Origin of the sequence: Sphingobium sp. AP50 (assembly GCF_900109095.1) — a bacterium.
Classification (GTDB): domain Bacteria; phylum Pseudomonadota; class Alphaproteobacteria; order Sphingomonadales; family Sphingomonadaceae; genus Sphingobium.
Genome location: NZ_FNYZ01000029.1, coordinates 26838 through 49148, shown reverse-complemented (window position 1 = coordinate 49148; position 22311 = coordinate 26838). Strand labels below are relative to the sequence as shown.

Here is a 22311-nt window from a genome sequence, read left to right as displayed (position 1 = left end):
GAGCCATTCCTGCACAATATATTCTAGTGGAATATACTGAGACATATAGACAACCTTCCAGGATAAATCCCAAAAGGCTCCAATAAGGAACGGCCCAATTTAACCGATCACATGACGCCTGAAAGCCGCCACAGACCGGAGCCGCCGCCCACATGTCCCTTCATCTAACCGACAATGTCAAAGAACCGACAACCTTAGCGGGACAGCAATCCTTCCCTGAAACCTTGTCCAGGGGAGGTGCATCCCGTCTATGTTGGCGACCGTTCCAAACGCTCCCTGATGGCAGCGCCCCGTCCGGTGAAAAGCCCTCTAGATAGGACCGCTAATTCCGTCAACACACTTTTTGAAACTTTCGTGCAGGAGACATAAATATTGTTTATTTACAGATATTTACGTCAAACTAGCAGAAACCCCACATCCCCGAGCATCAATCGCCAATCCACCAAAACCCAGAATCAAACCCCTGATTTAACGTCAGAATCGAGAAACTCCGGTGATTCTATCGCTCGACTCACACCAATGGTCCGATCAACTCACCCTTTGGGTGTCGTCCGAGGCGCCTGATAGGCAACCAGCAGGACCAGAACGGACAATATGGCAAAGGCCGCGGACAGGCTGCTCCACTGAGCCATGAAGCCGATCGCCGCCATTGCGTCAGGCGTGCTCTCCACGCCGGCGCTTTCCCGTCCAGCTTCCGATGGACTATAGATTGCCGAGCTGAGGTGAATGTCGGGACAATCGGCTGAAGAAGAGCATTCTCACCCCTTCTCGAACTAAATACCGCAGCGAAAATCAAAACATCGCACGCACGCCAAAGACTGCCGATACGCCGGACACACCCTGCCCCGCAGCACGTGCGAGCTCTGCCGTTCCACCAAGCTTGCGCTCCCAATTGACGCCAATATAGGGCGCCAGAGAGCGATTTCGCTCGTAGCGAAGCCTCGCCCCCAGTTCGAGGCGTTCGAAACCTCCCTCGACATTTAGTGCGGGAACGTCCTGAAACGCGAAATCAACCTCGGCCTCGGGCTCCACCACGAGCGACTGGGTGATGCGCTGGGTGTACCCCGCTTTGCCACGCGCATGGACATCACCCTTGTTGGAGACAAGCAACTGCCCTTGTAGTTCGAACCAGTAAGGTGCCAGCCCTTCGAGCCCCACTAACGCATAAGTTCGCTGCGGATCCGGGCGGAAGTCCTGCCGCATACCGAGTTGCAGGTTGAACCAAGGGTCGATTGCATGACGCCAGTAGGCCCCCAATTCGATACGTTCGGCCCGCGCACCGAACGTCCCCTCACCCTCGCTAGCCAGCACAATCCGATCGACATCACCGCCATACCAGGCCTGCCCTTCCCAACCAAAGCCATCCCCACCCTTGCCGGTGCGAAATTCCAGTTGATCAATCTGAAGCGCGAAAGTCCTGAAATTCATCTCCTTCATCATCGCTGCGCGCGAAGCTGCCATGCGCTCGGCTGCGAAGAAGCGTTCGGCAGGGAAATCCGTGGGCACCGGCGGCGGCGGGGCATCGCCCGGCTCGTCGGACATGGTGCTCGCAGGCAAGGCTTGGCCCGAATGATCCATGCTTTGCCTATCGATCTGAGATGGGGCGATGGGCCCGTGATCCATTCCGCTATGCTCATCGGCCTGTTGAGATACCGCCGCACTTTCCTGAGCCTGAACAGTAAGCGGAGCCCCAGCTAACAGCAAAAGCGAAGTGAGCGTCGGGAGGAGATGCGCCATCGGCTTACCCTTCCCTGCGGACAGTCACAACGCGCATCATCCCGGCATGCATGTGCAGCAGCATGTGACAGTGAAAAGCCCAATCACCCTCAGCATCGGCGGTGAGATCGAACGAGGCTTTGCCGCCCGGCAGCACGTTGACGGTATGCTTGCGCGCGCGATTCCCGGGCTCGCCGCTGACCAGTTCGAAGAAGTGGCCATGGATGTGGATCGGATGCGGCATCATCGTGTCGTTGATGAGATTGACGCGCACGCGCTCGCCCAGACGGAAAGGGATCGGCGCCGGGTTTTCCGACATCGCCTCACCGTCCATACTCCACATATACCGCTCCATCGCCGCGGTCAGATGCACATCGATTTGACGGCTCGGCACGCGCGGATCGGGATTGGGGTCGCGCGAACGTAAATCGGCATAAGTCAGCACGCGGTGATCGACGGCTTCCAGTCCGGTTGGGCGATCCGCCAGCCGGTCCACCGGCATCGGCGAGAGCGTGGCGACGCCGGGTCCCATCTTCACGCCCGGTGCTACGGAAGGATCGCGCATCGACATTGAGTGGCCGCTCATTGAGCTATTGGCAGGTTTGCTGAGGTCGATCACTCCACCCTCGCCCATGTCCATGCCGTCCATGTCCATTCCCATGTCGCGCATGGTGAGGACTGGACGCGAACGCAGTTCCGGCATTTCACCAACGAGTCCGGGACGCTGAGCCAGTGTCGCGCGCACGAGCCCGGAGCGGTCGACAGCCTCGGCAATAACGCCATAGCTTTCCACGGCACCGGGCTGGACGACGAAGTCATAGGTCTCGGCAATGGCAATCTGCACTTCATCGGTCTCGACCGGCTGCACGGCATTGCCGTCCGCCGCCACTACAGTGAGCGGCAAGCCGGGAATGCGGAAGTTGAAATTGGTCATCGAAGAGGCATTGATGACGCGCAGACGCACTTTCTCACCCGGTGCGAACAGCCCGGTCCAGTTCTCCTCATTACCGTGGCCGTTAATAAGGAAACTGTAGGTTGATCCAGTCACGTCCGAAATGTCGGTCGCGTCCATGCGCATCTTCGCCCAGGCGAGTCGATCGGCGAGCGACTGGTCCTTACCGGCAAGGAGCCCCCAGAGCGTTTGGCGCTGGCGGTTGAAGTAGCCGCTCATCATCTTGAGGCGGCGCATCTGTTCATGGGGGTGGATCGGACTCCAGTCCGACAGCACAAGCACATGCTCGCGATCGCAGGCAATCGGATCGGTACTGGCAGGGTCGATCACGATCGGACCGAACAGCCCCTCTGCCTCCTGCATGCCGGAATGCGAGTGATACCAGAATGTGCCTGCATGGGTGAGCGGAAACTCGTAAATGAATGTCTCGCCCGGATCGATTCCGGGGAAGCTCACGCCTGGCACACCGTCCATCTGGAAGGGTAGCAACAGCCCGTGCCAATGGATCGAGCTTTGCTCCTTCAGGCTATTGGTAACGGCAATACGCACCGTCTCGCCTTCCCGCAGGCGTAGCAGCGGCGCGGGCAGCGTGCCGTTGACGGTCACGGCGTGGCCTGAACGCCCGCCGGTCGAAAAATGGCTCTCGCCGATCTGAAGCGCGATGGAGTTTCCGGACAGAATGCCAGAACCGGTGCTGGCATGAACAAGCCCAGGCGTGCCGCTGCGCGCCCAGGCGGGAAAGGCGCCAGCCAGAGTCAGGGCAGCAGCGCTTTTGATCATTGCGCGGCGATCGAGGGACAAGTTCTGCATGCCCCTTCATACGCGGATGGGGGATCAATCCCTCAAAATTTCCGCCAGTCTGGCGCGCGCGCGATAGAGTCGGGTTTCGACTGCTTTTTCCGTAATGCCCAGCACCTGCGCCGCCTCCGCCTGACTCATCTGTTCGATCGTGCGGAGCAGCAGCACATTTTTCAGATTGGCGGGCAATGATGCGATGGCGGCATTGATCCGGGCGACGGCGCGCTGCGATTGCAGCGCGTCTTCCGGCGTGCCTGCGCTATCGGCGATATCGAGCGCGTCGTCGATCGGCCTGGCGAAGGTGAAGAAGCTGCGGACGGCACGACGGCGTGCCCAATCGCGGCATTTGTTGAGGGCGATGCGGGCAATCCAGACACGGAATGATCGCGTGCCATCATAGCGGGCAAGGGCGGCGAAGGCCGAAACGAAACTTTCCTGCACAATGTCCAGTGCGACATCCCCGTCGCCGACATGACCGCGCGCAAGCCGCCACACGGCATCCCGGTGCCGCCGCATCAGCGCGGCATAAGCCGATTGCTGCCCGGCCAGCGCGTGAGCGACCAGCACGCGATCGTCGGGGTTCGGATCGTTCACCTTATCGGGTGGACTGGGCGGGCTGAGTCAGCGCCTTGACGATAGCAGCGTCGAACTGCGCCGCCTGATCAGGACGCAGCACGGCGCGCATCGCAAAAATATGTTGCAACGTGTCCTTTTGCAGCTGGCCCATCACATGGTGTGATCGATCGACCGCTTCCGCCACCTTGGGGCCATAGCCATGTTCTGCGGCGATCGCGTCCGCCAGCCTTTGATTGTCAGCGCGCATTTCCGCTTCCAGCGATGCGCGTCGGGTCGCAAAGGCGGTTTCCAGTTCATGGATGCGTTGCTCCTGACCCGCATCGAGAGTCAGCCGCTGATGGAGCAGGCTGTGCACTTCGCTTTCGACGCGGGGTTCAGGCGCGAACCAGAAGCGCGTCACCAGAACCGCCGCCAGCGATGCGGCAAAGGCGACCAGCGCGACGAGCAGATAGCGCCGGGCGGTCATTGGCCGAGCAGGCGGGAAGGCGCATAGTCCGACATGCCGATCGGCATGGCCTGCGCCGGGGCGGCGGGCAGGATACTGCCGATCCAGCCGATCCCGATCGCCAAAATACTTGCCAACATCAGGCTGCGGCGCGCGGTCATCCGTTCGCGTCGCTCGACCATGCCGGTCAGCACGGCATCATCCATGCCCGCCAGCCGCGTGTCGGCAGGCATTGCCCGCATGGCGTCCAGCATCTGGTCCAGATCGGTCATCGCGTCATTCTCCATTCCTGCCCGAACATACGCATGGCGCACTTCCATCCCTCAATCTGGCAGGGTAAAAAATATGCGCATGGCGCGAGGGGGCCGGCAAGCCCGTGCGTAACAGGTTGCAACTATCCTTGCAGGAGATTGCCATGAACCGTCTGTTCCTGACTGCCGCTGCTGTCGCCATGTTGCTGCCCGGCGTGGCGAGCGCACACAGCAAATTGCTGTCGTCCACGCCGGCCGCCGATGCGACCGTGGCGAAACCAACCAAAATGACGCTGACCTTTTCCGAAACCTTTCAGGCGGCCTTGAGCGGCGCGGACCTGACCATGACCGGGATGCCCGGCATGGCCAACCATGAACCCATGCCGATCAAGGGGTTCAAGACGACCATGGTCGACGGCAAGACCATGATCCTGACTTTCCCCCGCGCCCTGCCCGCCGGCACCTATGACCTGAAATGGCATGTCGTGGGCGTCGACCAGCACAAAGTGGAGGGCGGCTACAGCTTCAAGGTCCGATAAGCCATCAGACCTGACGCAGGGCGCGGGACGGGCGGACGGACAGCAACGGCACCGATCCGGCCAGACCGATGCCCAGCGTCAGCAGCGCCCCGCCCGCCAGCGTCGCCAGCACCACGGGCCAGTCGGGCGCCCAGCCGAAATCGAAGACCTGCACGATCACGAACCAGGCCGCCGCGCTGCCCAGCGCCAGCGCCACCAGCGCCAGGATCGCGGCGAGCAGCCCATATTCGATCGCCTGCCCGCCCAGCAACTGCGCACGGGTGGCGCCCAGCGTCTTCAATATCACGCTGTCATAGCTGCGGGCCTGCCGCGAAGCGGCGATGGCGCCGACCAGCACGGCGATGCCGGCAAGAATCGCCACCGAAGCCGCGACGAGGATGGCGCGCGACATCTGGGTAAGGATGGTGCCGACCTGATCGATCACTTCGCCGACCGCGATCACCGACACACCGGGGAAGGCCGCGAGCAACGCACGAGTCATCGCGCCATTGTGGCGATCGTCCATGGTGATGGTGGCTGCCACGCTGTGCGGCGCGGATTGCAGCGTGGCGGGTGAGAAGACCAGCACATAGTTGAAGCCCATCGTGTCCCAATTGACCTTGCGCAGGGAGGCGATGCGCGCTTCGATTTCGCGGCCGAGGATCGAAACGGTGAGCGTATCGCCGACCCCTATATTGAGCGTCTTGGCGGCTTCGGCGTCGAGCGAAACGAGCGGCGGTCCCTGATAGTCTTTCGCCCACCATTTTCCCGCGACCAGATCGCTGCCTTCGGGCAGGGTCGCGCTATAGGTCACGCCCCGCTCGCCGCGCAGAAACCAGGCGCCGTCGGGCAATTGCTTCATATCGGCAACGCGCTGCTTGCCGAAGGCGGTGATGGTGCCACGCAGGACGGGCACGATATTGAGCTGCGCTTCGGGCGCTTGCTGCGCGACGATCTGGCGGAAGCGCGCCTGTTGTGGTGCCGGGATATCCAGCACGATCTGGGCCGGTGCCTTTTGTGGCACGACGCTGCGAATTTCCGCATCCAGACTGGTTTCGATTCCTGCGAGCGTGACAAACAAGGTGAGAGCTAGCCCAAGCGCCACGATCAGCGCAGCCGTCTGTGCACCGGGGCGATGGAGATTGGCCATGGCAAGACGCAGCAGCGGGCGACGCGGCCGGGGCAGACGACGCGCGACATGGCTGACGGCCAGACCGAGGCCCAGCAGGAGCAAGAGGACAGCCGCTACTGCGCCCAGCACGGCCGCAGAGAAGAGTGGCTCGCGCGCGGTGCCCAGTGCCAACGCGACCAGCAGTGCGCCAGCCAATCCCATCGCACCAAGACTACGACGATCAAGGCCCGACCGGCTTTCCACCGCTCCCCGGAAAATGGCTGCTGCGGGCTGGGTCCGCGCTTTGGCCAAAGGCGGGAATGTGAAGAGAAAGGCGATCAACAATCCATAGACGGCGCTGGTGATCAGCGGCACAGGGTGCAGGCGGAAACCGGGACTGACCGGCAGCACATCGCCAGCCAGCGCCACCACCAGAGGCGGCAATGCCGCGCCGACGATTAGCCCCGCGCCGATGCCGAGCAGCGCAACCGCCCCGATTTGCAGCCGATAGATATGGGCAATGTCGGCCGAGGTGGCGCCCAGCACCTTCAGGGTCGCGATGCTGCCCCGCTTGACCGCCAGATAGGAGGCGACGCCATTGCTCACGCCGATGCCGGCAATCACCAGCGCGGCCAGACCGATCAGCGACAAAAATTGCCCCATCCGTTCGATGAAGCGATCCGCGCCAGGCGCGGCACGATCGCGATCCTTGAAGGACCAGCCTTCATTGGCGCGCGCCTTCTCCCAATCCTGTCGCACCGTGGCCGCGTCATATCGCGGGTTCAGGCGGATGCGATATTTGCTATTGTAGAGGCTGCCGGGCTGGATCAGCCCGGTGCGGCGCAGTCCCTCCATTGACACGATCGCGACCGGGCCAAGCGTGAAGCCCTCCCCCAGTCGGTCGGGTTCATCGGCGATGATGGCAGCAATCGTGAAATCCGCCTGGCCATAGTGCAGCCGCTCGCCGCGCCGGATATCCAGCCGCTCGGCCAGTGCCTCCCCGATCAAAATATGGTCGGCATCCATCGGCTGATAGCGGCTGCCCTTCAGGGTCAGCGTGCCATAAAGCGGATAGGCGGCGTCGACGCCCTTGAGTTCGGTAAGGACCGCCGGAGGCGCATCCCCCCTGCCCTGCCCGACGCGCTGAGCCATGGCGCGCATGCGAATCGTTTCGCTGAGCGTACCCAATTGACGGAAAGCCTGCTTGTCACCAAAGCCCGCCTCACGCTGGGTCATGGCGATTTCGATATCGCCCCCCAATATGACCCGGCCCCGGTCGCGCAATTCCTGCGTGATCGCGGCCGTCAGGCTGCCGATCGCCGCCAGCGTTGCGACGCCCAGGAACAAGCAGAGGAAAAGCAGCCGCAAACCCCGGAACCCCAGATGCAGATCCCGCCGGGCGATGCGCCAATAGCCGCGCCAGCCAAGGCCATTCATGCCGCGCGATCCGCGACGATCTGACCATCGCGCATTTCGATGATGCGGCCGCAGCGTTCCGCCAAGACGGGATCATGGGTGATGATGACCAGCGTCGCGCCCGCCGCCTTTTGCCGGTCGAACAGCAAATCCATGATCGCCGCGCCCGTGGTGACATCAAGATTGCCAGTCGGCTCGTCAGCGAAGAGCAGGGTCGGGCGCGGCGCGACCGCACGCGCGATGGCGACGCGCTGCTGCTCCCCTCCCGATAATTGGGCAGGATAATGATCGAGCCGGTGGCCGAGGCCGACGGCGCGCAATTCTTCGGCGGCCAACGCGAAAGCATCAGCATGGCCGGAAAGTTCGAGCGGGACGGCGACATTTTCCAGTGCCGTCATGGTCGGCAACAGGTGGAAGCTCTGCAGCACGATGCCGATCCGGCCGCGCCGGGCGCGGGCCAGTTCATCCTCGCCGAGCGTCCCGAAATCGACGCCGCCGACATCGACATGACCGCCACTGGCGCGTTCGAGGCCGGAGAGGACCGCCATCAGCGAACTTTTGCCCGATCCCGAAGCGCCCAATATGGCGACGCTTTCGCCGCGCAGGATAGACAGATCCACGCCCTTCAGGATCGCTACCGGCGCATCGCACGTGCCAAGCGAGAGGGTGACATTGTGCGCGCGGATCGCGATAGTGGCGGGATCGATGGGCAAATGCATGAAAAAGGAGCGCTCCTTGGCGGGCAGACTGTTGCAATATGGGGCGATGATGCTGTTTGTCCATCTGGCGAGTGGCTGTTCCGACAAGGCGCCGCCCCCTCCCCCGCCGGCCGACACGGCACAGACCGGCAATGCGGTTGTCTCGGCTGCCGCCCCGATCGCCGACGCAAAACTGGTCCTGGCCTTTGGCGACAGCCTTTATGCCGGCTATAATCTGGATCAGGACAAGGGACTGGCGCCAGTGCTGGAACAGGCGCTGAACCGGCGCGGCATGAAGGTACGGGTGGTCAATGCCGGGGTGTCGGGCGACACGACGGCGGCCGGTCTGGCGCGTCTCGCCTTCACGCTGGACGGCTTGCCGCGCAAACCTGACCTGATGCTGGTGGGACTGGGCGGCAACGACATGCTGCGCGGCCTCAGCCCCAAAGAAACCCGCGCCAATCTGGGTGCGATCCTGAGCGAGGCGAAGCGGCGGGGGATCAAGGTAATGCTGACCGGCATGCTCGCATCGCCCAATATGGGGCCGGACTATGCAGCCGCCTTCAACCCCATCTATTCCGATCTTGCCAAACGCTATGATGCGCCCCTCTATCCCTTCATGCTGGACGGCGTGATCGGCAAACGATCGCTGCAACTGCCTGACGGCATCCATCCCAATGACAAGGGCGTGACGGTGATCGTCGGCAAACTGGCACCTGTCGTAGCGGGAGCATTAAAGCCATGAGCATCGGGGTCGGGCTGATCGGCTATGGCATGGCCGGCCGGGTTTTCCATGCGCCACTGATCCGGGCGGCGGCCGGGCTGGAGTTGAAAGCGATCGTCACCAGTCGGGAGGTGGAGGTTGCCGCGCTCGATCCTGCCATCGCCTGTGTCGAGCAAGTGGAGGATTTGCTGGCCGATCCGGCGATCGATCTGGTTGTCATTGCGACACCGAGTGCGACACATGCAGCGCTGGCCGCCGATGCGCTGCGATCGGGCAAACATGTCGTGGTGGACAAGCCCTTTGCCCTGTCGCTGGGGGAAGCGCGCGAGCTGGCGGCGTTGGCGCAGAGCGTGGACCGGCGGCTGGCGGTATTTCACAATCGCCGTTTCGACAGCGATTTCCTCAGCATCAAGACAGCGATCGAAACTGGCGCGGTCGGTCGCGTCACCCATTTCGAAAGCCATTTCGATCGGTTCCGACCGGAAATCCGCGATCGCTGGCGGGAAGATGGATCGGCAGGATCGGGCGTCTGGTTCGATCTGGGGCCACATCTGGTGGATCAGGCGCTGGCCCTGTTCGGATCGCCCGACGCCGTCAGCGCGGATATTACAGCACTGCGAGCGGGGTCGAGCGCGGACGATTGGGCGCATGTAATCTTGCGCTACGCCGACAAGCGGATCGTGCTGCATGCCAGCCTGAACGCGCCGGGTGGAGACCAAGGTGGTGCGCCGCGCTTCACGGTTCATGGGACCGAAGGCACCCTCATCAAGCGCCAACTCGATCCGCAGGAGGCCCAACTGATCGCCGGGCTGCGACCGGGCGACAGGGGGTGGGGCGTGGATGACGATCCGGTCGAACATCGCGATGGCGACGGGTGCATGACACGGCATCCGGCAGAAACCGGATGCCAGGAACGCTTTTATGCCGGGGTAGCCGAAGCCTTGCTGACCGGAGGCCCCCTGCCCGTTTCCACACAGGATGCGGTCGCGGTCCAGCAAGTGATCGAAGCGGCATGGCTGTCCGCCCGCGAAGCCCGTGCCGTGACGCTACCTCTGGATTGAGGACACCTTTCGAGACAGAATAGCCCCCGTTACGAGGAGAGGATAAGCCATGTCCAAGTCGACACGCCTGTTAGCGCTGGCCCTTGCCCTATATTCACCCCCCAGCCTGGCTGCCCCTGACGCGCCGGAAGTGACGATAGGCGACGGCGCATTGCGCGGTGTGGCGGCGGAAGGGGTCGCCTCTTTCAAGGGCATTCCCTTTGCAGCGCCACCGGTCGGCGACTTGCGCTGGCGCGCGCCGCAACCCGTCGCGCATTGGCAGGGGATACGCGATGCCAGCCATTACGGGCATGATTGCATGCAACTCCCCTTCCCCAGCGATGCGGCGCCGCTCGGCACCCCGCCGGCCGAGGATTGCCTGTTCGTCAATGTCTGGAAGCCGGAAGCGGCCAAGGGCAGATTGCCGGTCATGGTCTGGATCTATGGCGGTGGGTTCGTAAACGGTGGCTCGTCCCCGCCGACCTATGCAGGCGATGCGCTGGCCAGGCAGGGCATCATGGTGGTCAGTTTCAACTATCGGCTGGGCCGCTTCGGTACCTTCGCCCATCCTGCCCTGACGAAGGCGGATGCGGACAAGGGTCTGCTCGCCAATTATGGCTATATGGACCAGATCGCGGCCCTGCGCTGGGTGCAGGCCAATATCGCGGCTTTTGGCGGTGATCCCGCCAATGTCACCATCATCGGCGAAAGCGCTGGCGGCATGTCCGTGCATGCGCTGCTGACCTCGCCCATGGCGCAGGGGCTGTTCAGCAAGGCGGTGATCCAGTCGGGCGGACCGATGCCGATGGGCGACGCCACGCTGGCAGGGGCGCAAGTGCTGGGCGCTGCCTTTGGCGCGAAGAAGGGCGTGGCAGCCGATAGTCCCGACGCGCTCGCCAAATTGCGCGCCCTCCCGGCAGACGATATTGTGGATGGGTTGAATCTGGCCGCCTTGTTCAGTGGCGCACCGCGCGATCATAGCAGCCCCATTGCGGATGGCCGCATCGCGGTCGACAGCTTAGCCGCCTATCAGGCCGGGCATTTCGCGAGGGTGCCGGTGATGGTCGGCGCGACCAGTGATGATATTGGCGGGCCGTCCGGTCCAATGATCGCGGGCGCCCGGACGATGGCAGACCAGTTCGTCGCGCAAGGCGTGCCGACCTATTATTATCGCTTTTCCTACGTCGCTGCATCGGCGCGAACAGCCGAGACAAAGGGCGCGGGGCATGCCAGCGAAATCCCCTATTTCTTCGACACGGTGGGGATAAAATATGGCGCGGCGACCACTGCTGCCGATCGCGCCATTGGGCGGATTTCCAGCGGATATCTGGTAAATTTCGTCAAGAACGGCAATCCCAACGGCACCGGCCTGCCCGTCTGGCAGCGCCATGGCGCGGCGGGTCAGCCGATGCTGGATATCGGCCCTGAAGACAGCGCAGCGTCAGGCCCCGACAATTGGGCAAGCGGCGCGTCGAAAACACGGCAATAAAGCAAGCACGGCGGCGTTTGCGCGCATCCTTGCGCGCATGATGTCGTCCTGTTGCAGTTCCGATCATAAAATAGAGTTGGAATGCAAAATGGGCAGAATAGCCAAACCTGCCTCCCTGACGCTCGCACATTGCAGATTTGAATGAAGTCTGCAATAGTCCACGACATTAAGCTTCAAGCCAATGTCCGGGGGACAAAATGAACGCAGTGGTTGACCAGATCGGCGATCTGGCCGAGGCCGGCGAAAAGATGGTGGAACGCCTGCGTCGCAAGGCTTTTCTGCCCGATAGCCGCAAGGAACTGAACGTGCGCTTTGGCATTGCCGAGGCCGCGCAACTGTTGGGCTGCTCCACGAATCGTATCCGCATGGCGGAAGATGATGGCCGCCTGCCCCCTGCCCCGCCGACTGAAAATGGCCGTCGCCCCGGCTATACGATCGATGAACTGCTCAACATGCGGCAAGTGCTGGGCGCCACGCCCGAACGCGCGCCGCTCGATGTGCCGGCCATCATCGCGGTGCAGAATTTCAAGGGCGGCGTCGGCAAGTCTACCGTCACGACGCATCTGGCCCATTATTTCGCGGTGCAGGGCTATCGCGTACTGGTCGTCGATTGCGACAGTCAGGCGACGACAACGACATTGTTCGGCTTCAACCCGCATTTCAACATCCAGCGGGAAGAGACGCTTTATCCCTATCTGTCGATCGATCCGACACAGGTCGACCTTCTCTACGCCGTCAAGCGCACGGCTTGGCCCAATGTCGACCTCATCCCGTCCAATCTGGAACTGTTCGACGTGGAATATGAACTGGCGGCGGCTGGCAGCGACGGCGGGTCGGTGCTCGCAGCCCGTTTCCGCAAGCTCAAGCAAGGGCTGATGGATCTGGCCCGCGGCTATGACATCGTGCTGCTCGATCCACCGCCAGCGCTCGGCACGATCAGTCTGGCGGTGATGCAGGCAGCCAATGCGCTGCTGGTGCCACTGGCGGCAACGACGCCCGATTTCTGTTCGACGGTGCAGTTCCTGTCGATGATGGATCAGGTGATCGGCCAGTTGCAGGGCGCGGGCATCGCCGTCGACTATAGTTTCGTGCGACTGATCTGCTCGAAGTTCGATTCCAACGATCCCAGCCATGCGATGGTTCGGGCGATCATGGAGCAGAGCTTCGGCCCTGCCCTCCTGCCAGTGCCTATCCTGGATTCCGCGGAAATCAGCCATGCCGCCCTGCGCATGATGACCGTCTACGAACTGGAAAAGCCGATCGGCACGCCACGCACGCACAAGCGCTGCCGGGCCAATCTGGACCAGGCTATGGGCCAGATCGAGGCTTTGGTCCGGCAAGGTTGGGGCCGGGTCGCGCCCGCGCGGGAGGAGGATATCGTCAATGTCGGGTGATATCCGCCACCTTAGAGTGCAAATCTCGCCTTTCCGATTGTTCACTTTATGTTCCATTGCTTCAGGACAGTTCCATGGCGCGTAAGCAATCTGACTATCTGGCCGCCCTGCTGTCTGATGAAGCAACAGCCCCCCCACCGCCTGTTCAGGATCCGGTAGAGGAAACTACTTTCCCCACGCCTGCTCCTGTCGCACCGCGCGTGGAGCGAGATCGTGCACGCGGTACAACCTTACTCGGCCGAGAGTCTGCACTTGCACGTTTGGCTTCAGGAGAGGTGCGTCAGGTTACGCAACTCCTGCTGGACCCTGCGCGCGTACGGATATGGCCCGGCAATGCGCGTCTTTATGCGCATCTGTCCGAAGAAAATTGCCGCGAACTGATCGATTCCATCGTTGCAGAAGGCGGCCAGAAGGTCCCCGCCGTGGTGCGCCGGGTCGAGGGTGATCCCGACCATGATTATGAGGTCATTGCAGGCACTCGACGCCATTGGTCGATCAGCTGGCTGCGCAAGCACAGCTATCCCGACGTTCAATTCGTCGCACAGGTCGCGGTGCTGGATGACGAAGCAGCGTTCCGCCTCGCCGATCTGGAAAATCGCGCGCGCAAGGATGTCTCCGATCTGGAGCGCGCCCGCAATTATGCGCAGGCGCTCAACGACCATTATGGCAGCCACCTGACCCGGATGGCGGAGCGCCTGAAATTGTCCAAGGGCTGGCTGAGCAAAATGATCAAGGTCGCGGGGATTCCGGACGCGGTTATCAGCGCCTTTGCTTCGCCCTCCGATGTCCAGCTCAAGCCGGCCTATTCGCTGGCCCAGGCGCTGGACGACCAGAAAGCCGCCATGGCGATCCGGGCCGCCGCCGCCGGCCTCGAAAGCGAGCAGGCTATGCTGCGTCAAAATGGCGGCACGCCATTGGCAGCTGCCGATGTCCTCAAGCGACTGCTGGATGCCCCCCGGGCCGCAACTGCCACTCCCAAGGCCGAGCCCTATGTCTGGAACAGTCCGCTGGGTCGCCCAGTTCTGTCCGTTCAGTCGGTGAGCCGTCAGGGCATCACATTGCGGCTACATGCTGGCTCAGGCGCGGATACCGAGGCGCTGATTGATGCCCTGCGTGATACGCTCGCCCATCTGGAGCAACAGGGCCTGGGTCTTCAGAGGTGACAAGCGCGCGGCGGATCAGAATGAACCGGCCCGTGCTTGCAGGGCTGTTTCCCCGGGGAAACGACCCCGGTAGCCATCCGCCGCCAAGCCTTACGCTTCGCCTTCTATTCTTCGATAGCTACATACAGAAAGCCGTTTCCCCGGGGAAACGGCTTTCTTCCGTGCCGCTTTATCACCAACCCCTCGCCTTTGTCTGGGTCCAGCATATGCCCTGCAAAGTCGGGTTGTCTTGCTCTACCATTGGATCATCTTTCTCATGACCCGCGCGCCCAACGCCACGATCAACGATCAGTTCGAGCTCTTCCTGCCCTATATCGCGGATATGCCGTTGCGCGACCAGCGCGAGATGATGGAACGCCCTTTCTTTTCGCTCGCCAAGTCGAAGCGCGTGAAGCCGATCGACTACACCTCCCCCGATGGCAAGGCCTGGGTCCATGTATCGGCCAACCCTGATTATGGCATGGCGACGATCTGGGACGCGGATATCCTGATCTACTGCGCTTCAGTTCTGGCCGACATGGCGCGTCGAGGCCTGAATGACATTCCACGCAAGCTGCACCTCATGCCCTATGATTTGCTGCGTGCCATTCATCGCCCGACCACCGGCCGCGCCTACGAGCTATTGGGTCAATCGCTCGATCGACTTGTCGCCACGACGATCAAGACCAACATCCGGGCCGAGAATCGGCGCGAAGCCACTTTCTCCTGGCTTGATGGCTGGACCCAATTGGTCGACGAGCGTACCGAGCGATCTCGCGGCATGACGATCGAACTTTCCAACTGGTTTTATGAGGGCGTGTTGATGCAAGGCGGCGTGCTCTCCATCGATCGCGCCTATTTCGACCTGACGGGCGGACGCGAACGCTGGCTCTACAAGGTTGCCCGCAAACATGCCGGCGGGGCAGGGGAGGCGGGTTTTGCCATCTCCATGCCAACCCTTTTTGAGAAATCGGGTGCAGAAGGCGCTTATCGCCGTTTCAAATTCGAGATCGCCAAGATCGCCGATCGCGACCCACTGCCCGGCTATAGTCTCGAACTGGAGCAGCCCGACGGCAAGCGGGAACCTTCATTGCGGATGCGCCGCCGCAAGACGGCAGTAGCGCTTCCTTCAACCGCGCAGCGGGAAAAGGAAACGTCAACTGTCGGTTCGAGCACGATGCAGCTTGCTCCGAAAGCCGCCGATGATGCGGTCGAGATCGACGCGAGCGCTCTCATCCGCCGCAGTGTCGTCAGCCTGTCGTCCCGTGCCAGCGCCGGTGAGTTGACGGATGCAACATTGGCGACATTGCGCGCCGAATGTCCGGGCTGGGACTATCAGACCCTTCATCAGGAATTCCGGGCTTGGATCGGCAGCGATGTCGAACGAACGCCCGTCAATTATCAGAAAGCGTTTATCGGTTTTGTCCGGCGTTTTCATGAGAAAAGCCGGCACAGTCTGTAAACCAGCCGGAGCAGGGGAGGGGCCTTGCTCTCCTGATCGGCATCCCGTTCCCGATGTGTCGGGTTTCCCAGATGCAGCATGACCGTTCGATTACGGCTCAAATATCATTCGGTGAAGCTGGGCCGGAATTGAACATGCTTGGTCAGGCTATGGTACGAAGTGATTCAAATTTCCACGCCTTCCGCACCTTTGAAACGGCTCTTCGATCTATCAGGAACGGGCTTCGCACCTTTGGGAACGGATAGCCGATCCTTCAGGAACAGATGGCTCGACATTTCAGGAACGATAGCCCGTCATTTCGGGAACCGGCCGGCTATCCGAATCGCCGGATTCAGGCGATTCGGACAATGTCCCGGTTCGCTTAACTCTTTAACCTAATTAGAAACCTTATAACGGTAGTGAGCCAATTCTTCTTTTTAGAGAGTGGATAAGTACCAGAGCCGCAGCCTCAACTATGGCTTTGAGAAAGCTCTGAATTGCTCGACCAGCTTCGTCGCTCCTTGGTGCGATACACCCAACAAGCGGGATACAGCGATCCTGCTCAAGCCCGGATAGGCCAGTTCCAGCCTGATCAGCAGCGGCAGTTTGCTCCGGCGTGTTACGTTAAGATCAATAGGCAACCGATCCATCTGCGCTTCAAGACGATTGAGATCCGCCAGCCCCTCTCTTGCGCGTTTAAGGATACGGTCCTGAAGAACGGCCGCAAACTCTTCTACATCCTCTGGCGGCAACCTTGGCATGTCGGTAAAGGATGGAAGCAGCCGAAGGGCGAGCCCCGAGCGTTGCAAGGCGAGTGGCATATGACAGGCTGCCAGCCAGGCCATATCCGGACGGGCGGATGCAATACGCCATTGGCGCCCGTCTGACGTCGTCATCAGCGGTCCTTCTACCGGCGAGACTGTCACGGACTGGCGAACCTCGGCCAAGCGCTTTGCGATGGTCAGGAGGGACGGAGCGGCATAAGACGCACCAAGAACCTCCTGCGCGGCCCGCCAGAGTGGACCGAAACGGACAAGGTCCTCTTGCGCCCACAACGTGGCCTCTTCCCTATCATCCAACAAGTCTCGTGACAGGTTCAACGTAGCTCGCGACAGGGAATCCTGTCCATCTTCAGCGGCCGAGAGTGCAAAGTGAAACAAGGCTGCGACCGAGAGCGGGTCATTCAACCCTTCGCTATGGCGGGGTGGAGCTGTCCGCCCCGCTATCCAGTTTTGAAGGTCCCGCACCTCGATCGGTACACCTGCAGCATTGGCTAGCGTTGCTGCGCCGCGGAGACGTGCCCTTGCGAGCCAGATGTCCGCGACGGGGCTGGATTGAAGCCTGCCATCAAGCCTGCCAAGCAGGAGCAGGGCGTGATCTGAATTATAAGAATAACCGCTCATATCTGCGGTCTAGCGCATATTTCAATGTAACCAAATAAGGGGTTTGGTTACATCTGCTGATACAGAAAATTTTCGGATGACGCGCCGGGCAAATTGCCGCCGACACGTGCGATTTTAATAGCAGATAATCAGCACGACCTCCATCATATCTCCGCACATATCCACGAAAATGCTCTCTCGTTCTATGTCTATCGAATACACAGAATGAGATGGTCACCTTTTCGGTCGGTTTCCCCGGAGAAACACCGATTTTGCGCAACGTTGGGTTATGAAAGACGGCTTGCTCCTGTCTTGCGAGACCGTCAGGTCAGGTTTCAATCCCTCCGGAGCGACCTAGCGGACATACGCATCAACAAAGGCGCGGAAGATGGCTAAGCGCTGGTGACGTCAGCATAGCCGAATATGATTTGCTGTTCGCAAGGTTAACGCCCGAGAGCGACAATCTGTCCTACAGGATCGATTTCTCCCATCCAGCGCCCGGCTCTTTCGATTGTCGGCAAAAGGCGCAATGCAAAAAGGGGATGGGCGATCATGGTAAAAGCGACATAGGGCGACAATTCCCCGTCCATATTGCGGTGCTATCGTCGCTTTATCGCCAAAGCCAGGATAGTCGGAATTTGTGCGTCGCCTGCCGACGCATTATCTGCCAGAATATCAGTTCTCCATTGCGCATCAGGCCTGGAAGCAGACCTCTGCGTCAGAATGGAGGCAGGCTGGTGGTCAAGATGCCTTTGCTATCATGTGGGGAGCAGTCAGTTCCGACACCGGATCAAATGACGAGACGCCAGCCCTTCATCAAGGCTCAGCGTTTTGATATCGATATCTTCCCGCACTCATAGCAAAGTGCCCCTTATGACACTTTACCCTCAGGCAAAGTGTCACTCACGACAAAAATACATTCCACGATTCGCAGGGGATTCCCTTTGGTCCCGTCTTGTGCTTGATTCCTACCTGTTATGTTTCAAGCGTCCATCCAGCCACGTTCCCCGCGCAGCGGCGATCTTTCGGCGCTGCTTGATCGCCTTGCGCATGCAAGTTCGCGTCCCCGCTATGCCTATATGCTGCTGACTCTGATCGCTGAAGTGGCGCGATCTGATGGCAGCGCGGGGCCATTGGTGGCACAGGAAGGCGCTCTGCTGACATTGCGGGACTGGTTGTGTGACGCGCTGACGCCCATGGGTGGTCGTGATCCCCGACGACTGGCATTGACCGAGCGGGTGCGGCTTGAACTGAAAGGGCAGGGGCAATCGCCGACCGATGCGGCGGTCGAAGAGGAAGTGAAGCTGAGGGTGCGTGTGTCAGGAAAGGCGAATCTGAGCCGCGCCGTGTCGGAACTGGTCGCGGCGGATCTCCTGCGGCGCCATTATCAGGGCTTCCGTGTCGATCACCATAATCGGGGTGCGCAGCGACATGCCGTCTACACTTTGACGGGCCTCGCCCGTGCGCTGCTGATCCGTGCGCCCGCTCCGCCGTTGCCCGGCAGAGCGGGACAGGGTGAATTGGGCTTTTGACGGATAGGTGGCGGTTATAGTGGCCCTGACAGCCTGCGGCCGACCAAAGTGACCTGCCCGTAAGAGCGGATCAAGACTGTGTCAGTGACCGCGACCGGGTCGGCTTACCAGGCTGGCTGCGTTGCATAGAAGCGCTTCCAGAAAGCGATCTTGTCAGCCGATGCCACCGGTATAGGCGCAAAATGATCGCCCAGTTCCATGACCTGCGGCAGTTGCGGATCATAGACCGGCCAGATGGGCAGGCCCGGTCCATTGGGATCGCCGGTCTTGATGATATTGGCCCAGTAGGAGGACATGGTTTCTGCAATGCGGCGGTCGTCCTGCGTCCAGGGCAGGTCGATCGCATCGAGACTGTTGAACGCATAGGCAATTTCCGAGCCGTGGAATGCGCCGCGCAGGTCATGCTGCGGCCCCGGCATCGCATGCGTCCAGAAATAGGTATGTAGGGGATGCTGGTTACCCTTGCGCCAGAGCGTGCCCCATAGCCAGGTCGAGATGCGGCCATTGTCTCGCGCTGCAGCGTTATTCTGCAAGGCGGCTTCGTCATCCGTCCGGGCGGGATAGAGTTTGAGGAATTCTCCGGCCAGAGCCCCGAATTTCCGCTGCGCGGACGCCTTGAACTGGGCGACGGTGACGCTGGTCTGCGGCATGCCGGCACGGGGCGGGGTGGTGCTGGCACGCAATGTGGCAAAGGCGGTTTCCGGGACGGCACCGGTTTCGTCCTTATTGTTGCCCGCGACATAGGCGATCGGTTGCTGCGTGCCTGCCTGATAGCTGTCCCAATAGGATTGCGGGATAACCCAGCCATCGACGACCGGGCGGAACAAAGGCGGTTTGCCGTCGCTGCCGGTTTCGACATCCGCGTCGATCGTGGCGCTGCCTTCGATCAGCTTCTCCCACGGCATGGCGCGCAAATCCTCCAGGCTGTTGGCGCCATGTTGCTGTGCATAATGCTGTCCAGCTTTCTCCGCTGTCTTCAATGGGCGCCAGGACACGGACAGATAGCGTAGCTCGGTGTCGCGTGGATAGCGGGCATGACTTTGCGCTATGCCAGCCCGGAACAGCCCTTTGGCCAGAGGGGACAGGGTCAGGAAACCGACCGAACCGGCGCCTGCGGACTGACCGCCGATCGTCACCTTGTCCGGATCGCCACCAAAGGCCGCAATGTTGCGCTTTACCCATTGCAGCGCGGCAATGTCATCGAGCAGGCCATAATTGCCAGAGGCATCATGTCCCGATTCTCGGCTGAGTTCGGGCGTAGCGAGAAACCCCAGCACACCGACGCGATAGTTGAAGGTGACGACGATGACGCCTTTGCGGGCCAGCGCCTCTCCGTCGAACGGCGGGCTGGCGCCGGTGCCGCCTATAAAGCCGCCGCCATAGATCCAGACATAGACCGGGCGCTTTTCGGGATCGCCCGGCTTGGCATTGGTCCAGATATTAAGTGTCAGGCAATCCTCGCTCTGGGCAAGGCCCTTGGCCATTTCTCCGCCCGGTTGAGGGCAGGCCGGACCGAATGTATCCACATTGCGCACGCCGTTCCAGGCAAGCGGTGCTGCGGGCGCGCGCCAGCGCAGCGGTCCTACCGGGGGAGCGGCATAGGGAATGCCCCTGAACACTGAAATAGACGGATCGCGGCCGACCGCGCCGGTCAGCAAACCGCTTTCCACCTTGATCGGGCCGGGTGCCGAAGCAGGTTTCTGACTATAGCCGACAAGATCGCCAGCGGCGAGAACATGGCCGCGCATAGCCTGTTTGAGCATGTCGAAACTGGGCTTCCCCGAAAATGCCAGCGGCGTGTCGAGGGCGAAGACCTGAACATGATAGCCATGGCGCTCCGTGTCATGCGCATGCGGTCCGGCATAGGGAGAGTCAGCGCCGTGGACATTGGGGCCATAGGCACTGCCGGTGGGCGGCGTGGTCATTCCGGCAGGCAGAGACAGGATGTTGGCGGGAATGTTGTAGAGTGTCAGTTGGACACTGGTGCCCGCTTGAGGGTCCGCCGCGTTCAACTGCCCCTGCATGACGACGGCATAGGCCTTCGTGCCCTTGGGGCCGCTGGTCCAGTTCAGCCCTGGGAAGCGATTGTCGCCATATTGGCTATTGGCGATAGGAATGTCGCTGTCGGTAGCGAAAGAGGGGCTCGTTACCTGCAATAGCGGGACCGAGCCGATGGCGGCGATCAGCAATTGCGGGTCATGGCCGATGCTGGTGGGCATTGGTTGCGCAGCGGCTGTGCCGATGGCCAGCGCGATAGTAGCCAGACTGACCAGCGCGAGGCGTGAATTTCCGAACGTCATGCGATATTCCTTCACTGCGCAGTCGGCGCGAAGCGGCCCGGCTTGGCCAGCCAGCCGTCAATATGGTCATAGGTCGTTTTGAGCGTGTCCCCATAGGCAACCGGCACCGGCTCGCATTTGGTGCAGGGGGTGTACATATGGGTTGCGCCTTCCACGAAGGCGATTGACTTGTCGGCGCTGGCCGCCCGCCTGTAGATTTCCTCGGCCGCCAGATATTCCCAATGGCCGGTCATGCCCATGACCAGCAATGGCGCGCCGATGCCCTGCACATTGCCCGGCGGACTGGCATAGGTCGATGTCCATTCCACGCCATGGACGCCCGATACATCATAGCCGAAGTCGCGGCCGGTGCGGATCGCATAAGTGTTGAGATAATTCCGGACCGTGGTCTTGAGCGCGCCACGCATCAGGGATGGGGTCATGCTGCGGATATTTTCAGGCACGCGTACCGTCGGGACGACTGTCTGCGTGATCCGTCCGCCGGCGTGTAGCAAGGGCCATGCCTGCTGGCTGTGCGCCAGCAGGCTGATGTCTTGCGAAAACAGCTTGTTGTTGCTGCCCAACAGGATCGCGCCGGGCACGACGAAAGGGGCGTCATCGGCAAAGGGGCCTTTGCCGGCCTGGATATCCGCCAGCATCGATTGGGCGCGGGCGAGCAGGGCATTGCTCCGATGCTCTTCGGCCTGAAGGAAGGTCTTGATGAAGGTGGCTGAATAATGCGATCCGGTCGGAACGAAGCCGTTTGCGGGATTATACATGTCGAGTGCTGGATCGATCGCCATGCCGCTGCCCTCGTCCCGGACGGCGGGATCGATGCTGAACAGCGTCATTGCGGCGAGGCCCCAGTTGGAATCGACCAGCATCAGGCCGTCAGCCGGTGGCAGGCCGGCCAGACTATCGGGGCATTTCCATATCTTTTCCTCTGCCTGGCAGGCCTTGACGCTGCGTTCGGCGATCATCTGATAGGCGCTCATGATCGTGCCGCCGCCGCTATGGCCGAGCAGGACGACATGATCGATGCCGGGCTGCTTGCGTAGCCAGGCGACCCCGGCCTTGATTTCCAGCAGAACCTGATCGAGCATTCCATCATTCGATGCGCCCGATTTGCTGGTGGAATTATTGGCGCACAGGACGCGATAGCCGCGCTTTGCCAATTCAGTGCAGCCCGAAAAGCTGAGATAATCGGCCGACGAATGCATGATGAAGATCGCGGTCCCGGCCTTTGGTCCCGGTGTGGCAGGTTCATAATAGGCGCCCGGCACGCCGGGGGCCAGATGGACGAAAGCGGGGCGAATGCCGGGCACTTCCTGCCCCCATGCCGGCTGGCCCCCGGTGAGGGCCAGCGCGGACAGCAGGGCAAAGGCGGCTGCCTTGATCGGGCGCATC

General features: G+C 61.3%; 19 protein-coding genes. 8 read left to right on the top strand and 11 right to left on the bottom strand.

The genetic code is table 11. The annotated features are described in order from the left end of the window. Nucleotides 1-533 precede the first annotated feature (533 nt). The 6 genes from BMY84_RS29500 to BMY84_RS26550 form a co-directional block, all read right to left on the bottom strand. Nucleotides 534-671: an MFS transporter gene (locus BMY84_RS29500; protein WP_143075178.1), complete on the bottom strand. Its 138-nt coding sequence runs from the start codon at nt 669-671 to the stop codon at nt 534-536. Between the two features lie 121 nt (nt 672-792). Next, complete coding sequence (locus BMY84_RS26570) at nt 793-1737, bottom strand: copper resistance protein B (protein ID WP_093087967.1); 945 nt, start codon at nt 1735-1737, stop codon at nt 793-795. Nucleotides 1738-1741: 4 nt separating this feature from the next. Continuing rightward, entirely contained in the window at nt 1742-3478 is a 1737-nt protein-coding gene (locus BMY84_RS26565; protein WP_093087965.1) for a copper resistance system multicopper oxidase, read from the bottom strand. Between the two features lie 24 nt (nt 3479-3502). After that, nucleotides 3503-4060 carry an RNA polymerase sigma factor gene (locus tag BMY84_RS26560; protein ID WP_177204214.1) on the bottom strand — a complete coding sequence of 186 codons (558 nt, stop codon included), beginning with the start codon at nt 4058-4060 and terminating at the stop codon, nt 3503-3505. A gap of 1 nt (nt 4061) precedes the next feature. Next, nucleotides 4062-4508, bottom strand: a complete 447-nt coding sequence (locus BMY84_RS26555) for a periplasmic heavy metal sensor (protein WP_093087964.1) — start codon at nt 4506-4508, stop codon at nt 4062-4064. Further along, nucleotides 4505-4759, bottom strand: coding sequence for a hypothetical protein (locus tag BMY84_RS26550; RefSeq protein ID WP_093087971.1), 255 nt, complete (start codon nt 4757-4759; stop codon nt 4505-4507). Before BMY84_RS26550 ends, BMY84_RS26555 begins: the two co-directional genes overlap by 4 nt. A gap of 143 nt (nt 4760-4902) precedes the next feature. Between BMY84_RS26550 and copC the strand changes: the two genes are divergently transcribed. Further along, complete coding sequence (gene copC / locus BMY84_RS26545; protein WP_093087962.1) at nt 4903-5277, top strand: copper homeostasis periplasmic binding protein CopC; 375 nt, start codon at nt 4903-4905, stop codon at nt 5275-5277. A gap of 4 nt (nt 5278-5281) precedes the next feature. Here the strand turns inward: copC and BMY84_RS26540 are convergent, their stop codons facing one another. Continuing rightward, nucleotides 5282-7804 (bottom strand): ABC transporter permease, encoded by a 2523-nt coding sequence (locus BMY84_RS26540; protein ID WP_093087961.1) that lies wholly within the window; start codon nt 7802-7804, stop codon nt 5282-5284. Next, the gene (locus BMY84_RS26535; RefSeq protein WP_093087959.1) at nt 7801-8502 is read right to left on the bottom strand and encodes an ABC transporter ATP-binding protein; all 702 of its coding nucleotides are present in this window, start codon (nt 8500-8502) and stop codon (nt 7801-7803) included. Before BMY84_RS26535 ends, BMY84_RS26540 begins: the two co-directional genes overlap by 4 nt. On the opposite strand from BMY84_RS26535, the gene BMY84_RS26530 reads away from it, so the two are divergent. From BMY84_RS26530 to BMY84_RS26505, 6 genes are all read left to right on the top strand, one after another. Beyond that, on the top strand, nt 8501-9226 hold the full coding sequence (locus tag BMY84_RS26530) for an arylesterase (protein WP_093087958.1): 726 nt from the start codon (nt 8501-8503) through the stop codon (nt 9224-9226). The genes BMY84_RS26535 and BMY84_RS26530 overlap by 2 nt on opposite strands. Further along, nucleotides 9223-10266, top strand: coding sequence for an oxidoreductase (locus BMY84_RS26525; RefSeq protein ID WP_093087956.1), 1044 nt, complete (start codon nt 9223-9225; stop codon nt 10264-10266). Before BMY84_RS26530 ends, BMY84_RS26525 begins: the two co-directional genes overlap by 4 nt. A gap of 49 nt (nt 10267-10315) precedes the next feature. Further along, a complete protein-coding gene (locus BMY84_RS26520) occupies nt 10316-11734 on the top strand; it encodes a carboxylesterase/lipase family protein (RefSeq protein ID WP_093087955.1) in 1419 nt (472 codons plus the stop codon). Nucleotides 11735-11931: 197 nt separating this feature from the next. Further along, nucleotides 11932-13128 (top strand): AAA family ATPase, encoded by a 1197-nt coding sequence (locus BMY84_RS26515; protein ID WP_093087953.1) that lies wholly within the window; start codon nt 11932-11934, stop codon nt 13126-13128. Nucleotides 13129-13202: 74 nt separating this feature from the next. After that, the gene (locus tag BMY84_RS26510; protein ID WP_093087952.1) at nt 13203-14291 is read left to right on the top strand and encodes a ParB/RepB/Spo0J family partition protein; all 1089 of its coding nucleotides are present in this window, start codon (nt 13203-13205) and stop codon (nt 14289-14291) included. A 256-nt stretch (nt 14292-14547) separates the two neighbouring features. Further along, a complete protein-coding gene (locus BMY84_RS26505) occupies nt 14548-15732 on the top strand; it encodes a replication initiator protein A (RefSeq protein ID WP_093087951.1) in 1185 nt (394 codons plus the stop codon). 452 nt (nt 15733-16184) lie between these two features. Here the strand turns inward: BMY84_RS26505 and BMY84_RS26500 are convergent, their stop codons facing one another. Next, nucleotides 16185-17114, bottom strand: a complete 930-nt coding sequence (locus tag BMY84_RS26500; protein ID WP_093087949.1) for a hypothetical protein — start codon at nt 17112-17114, stop codon at nt 16185-16187. A gap of 956 nt (nt 17115-18070) precedes the next feature. Here BMY84_RS26500 and BMY84_RS26495 point away from each other — a divergent pair. After that, nucleotides 18071-18625, top strand: a complete 555-nt coding sequence (locus BMY84_RS26495) for a hypothetical protein (protein WP_093087948.1) — start codon at nt 18071-18073, stop codon at nt 18623-18625. Between the two features lie 104 nt (nt 18626-18729). Here BMY84_RS26495 and BMY84_RS26490 read toward each other — a convergent pair whose 3' ends face one another. Both BMY84_RS26490 and BMY84_RS26485 read right to left on the bottom strand, forming a co-directional pair. Further along, the gene (locus BMY84_RS26490; RefSeq protein WP_093087946.1) at nt 18730-20925 is read right to left on the bottom strand and encodes a carboxylesterase family protein; all 2196 of its coding nucleotides are present in this window, start codon (nt 20923-20925) and stop codon (nt 18730-18732) included. Nucleotides 20926-20936: 11 nt separating this feature from the next. Beyond that, nucleotides 20937-22310 carry an alpha/beta hydrolase family protein gene (locus tag BMY84_RS26485; RefSeq protein WP_218147044.1) on the bottom strand — a complete coding sequence of 458 codons (1374 nt, stop codon included), beginning with the start codon at nt 22308-22310 and terminating at the stop codon, nt 20937-20939. Nucleotide 22311: the final 1 nt, after the last annotated feature.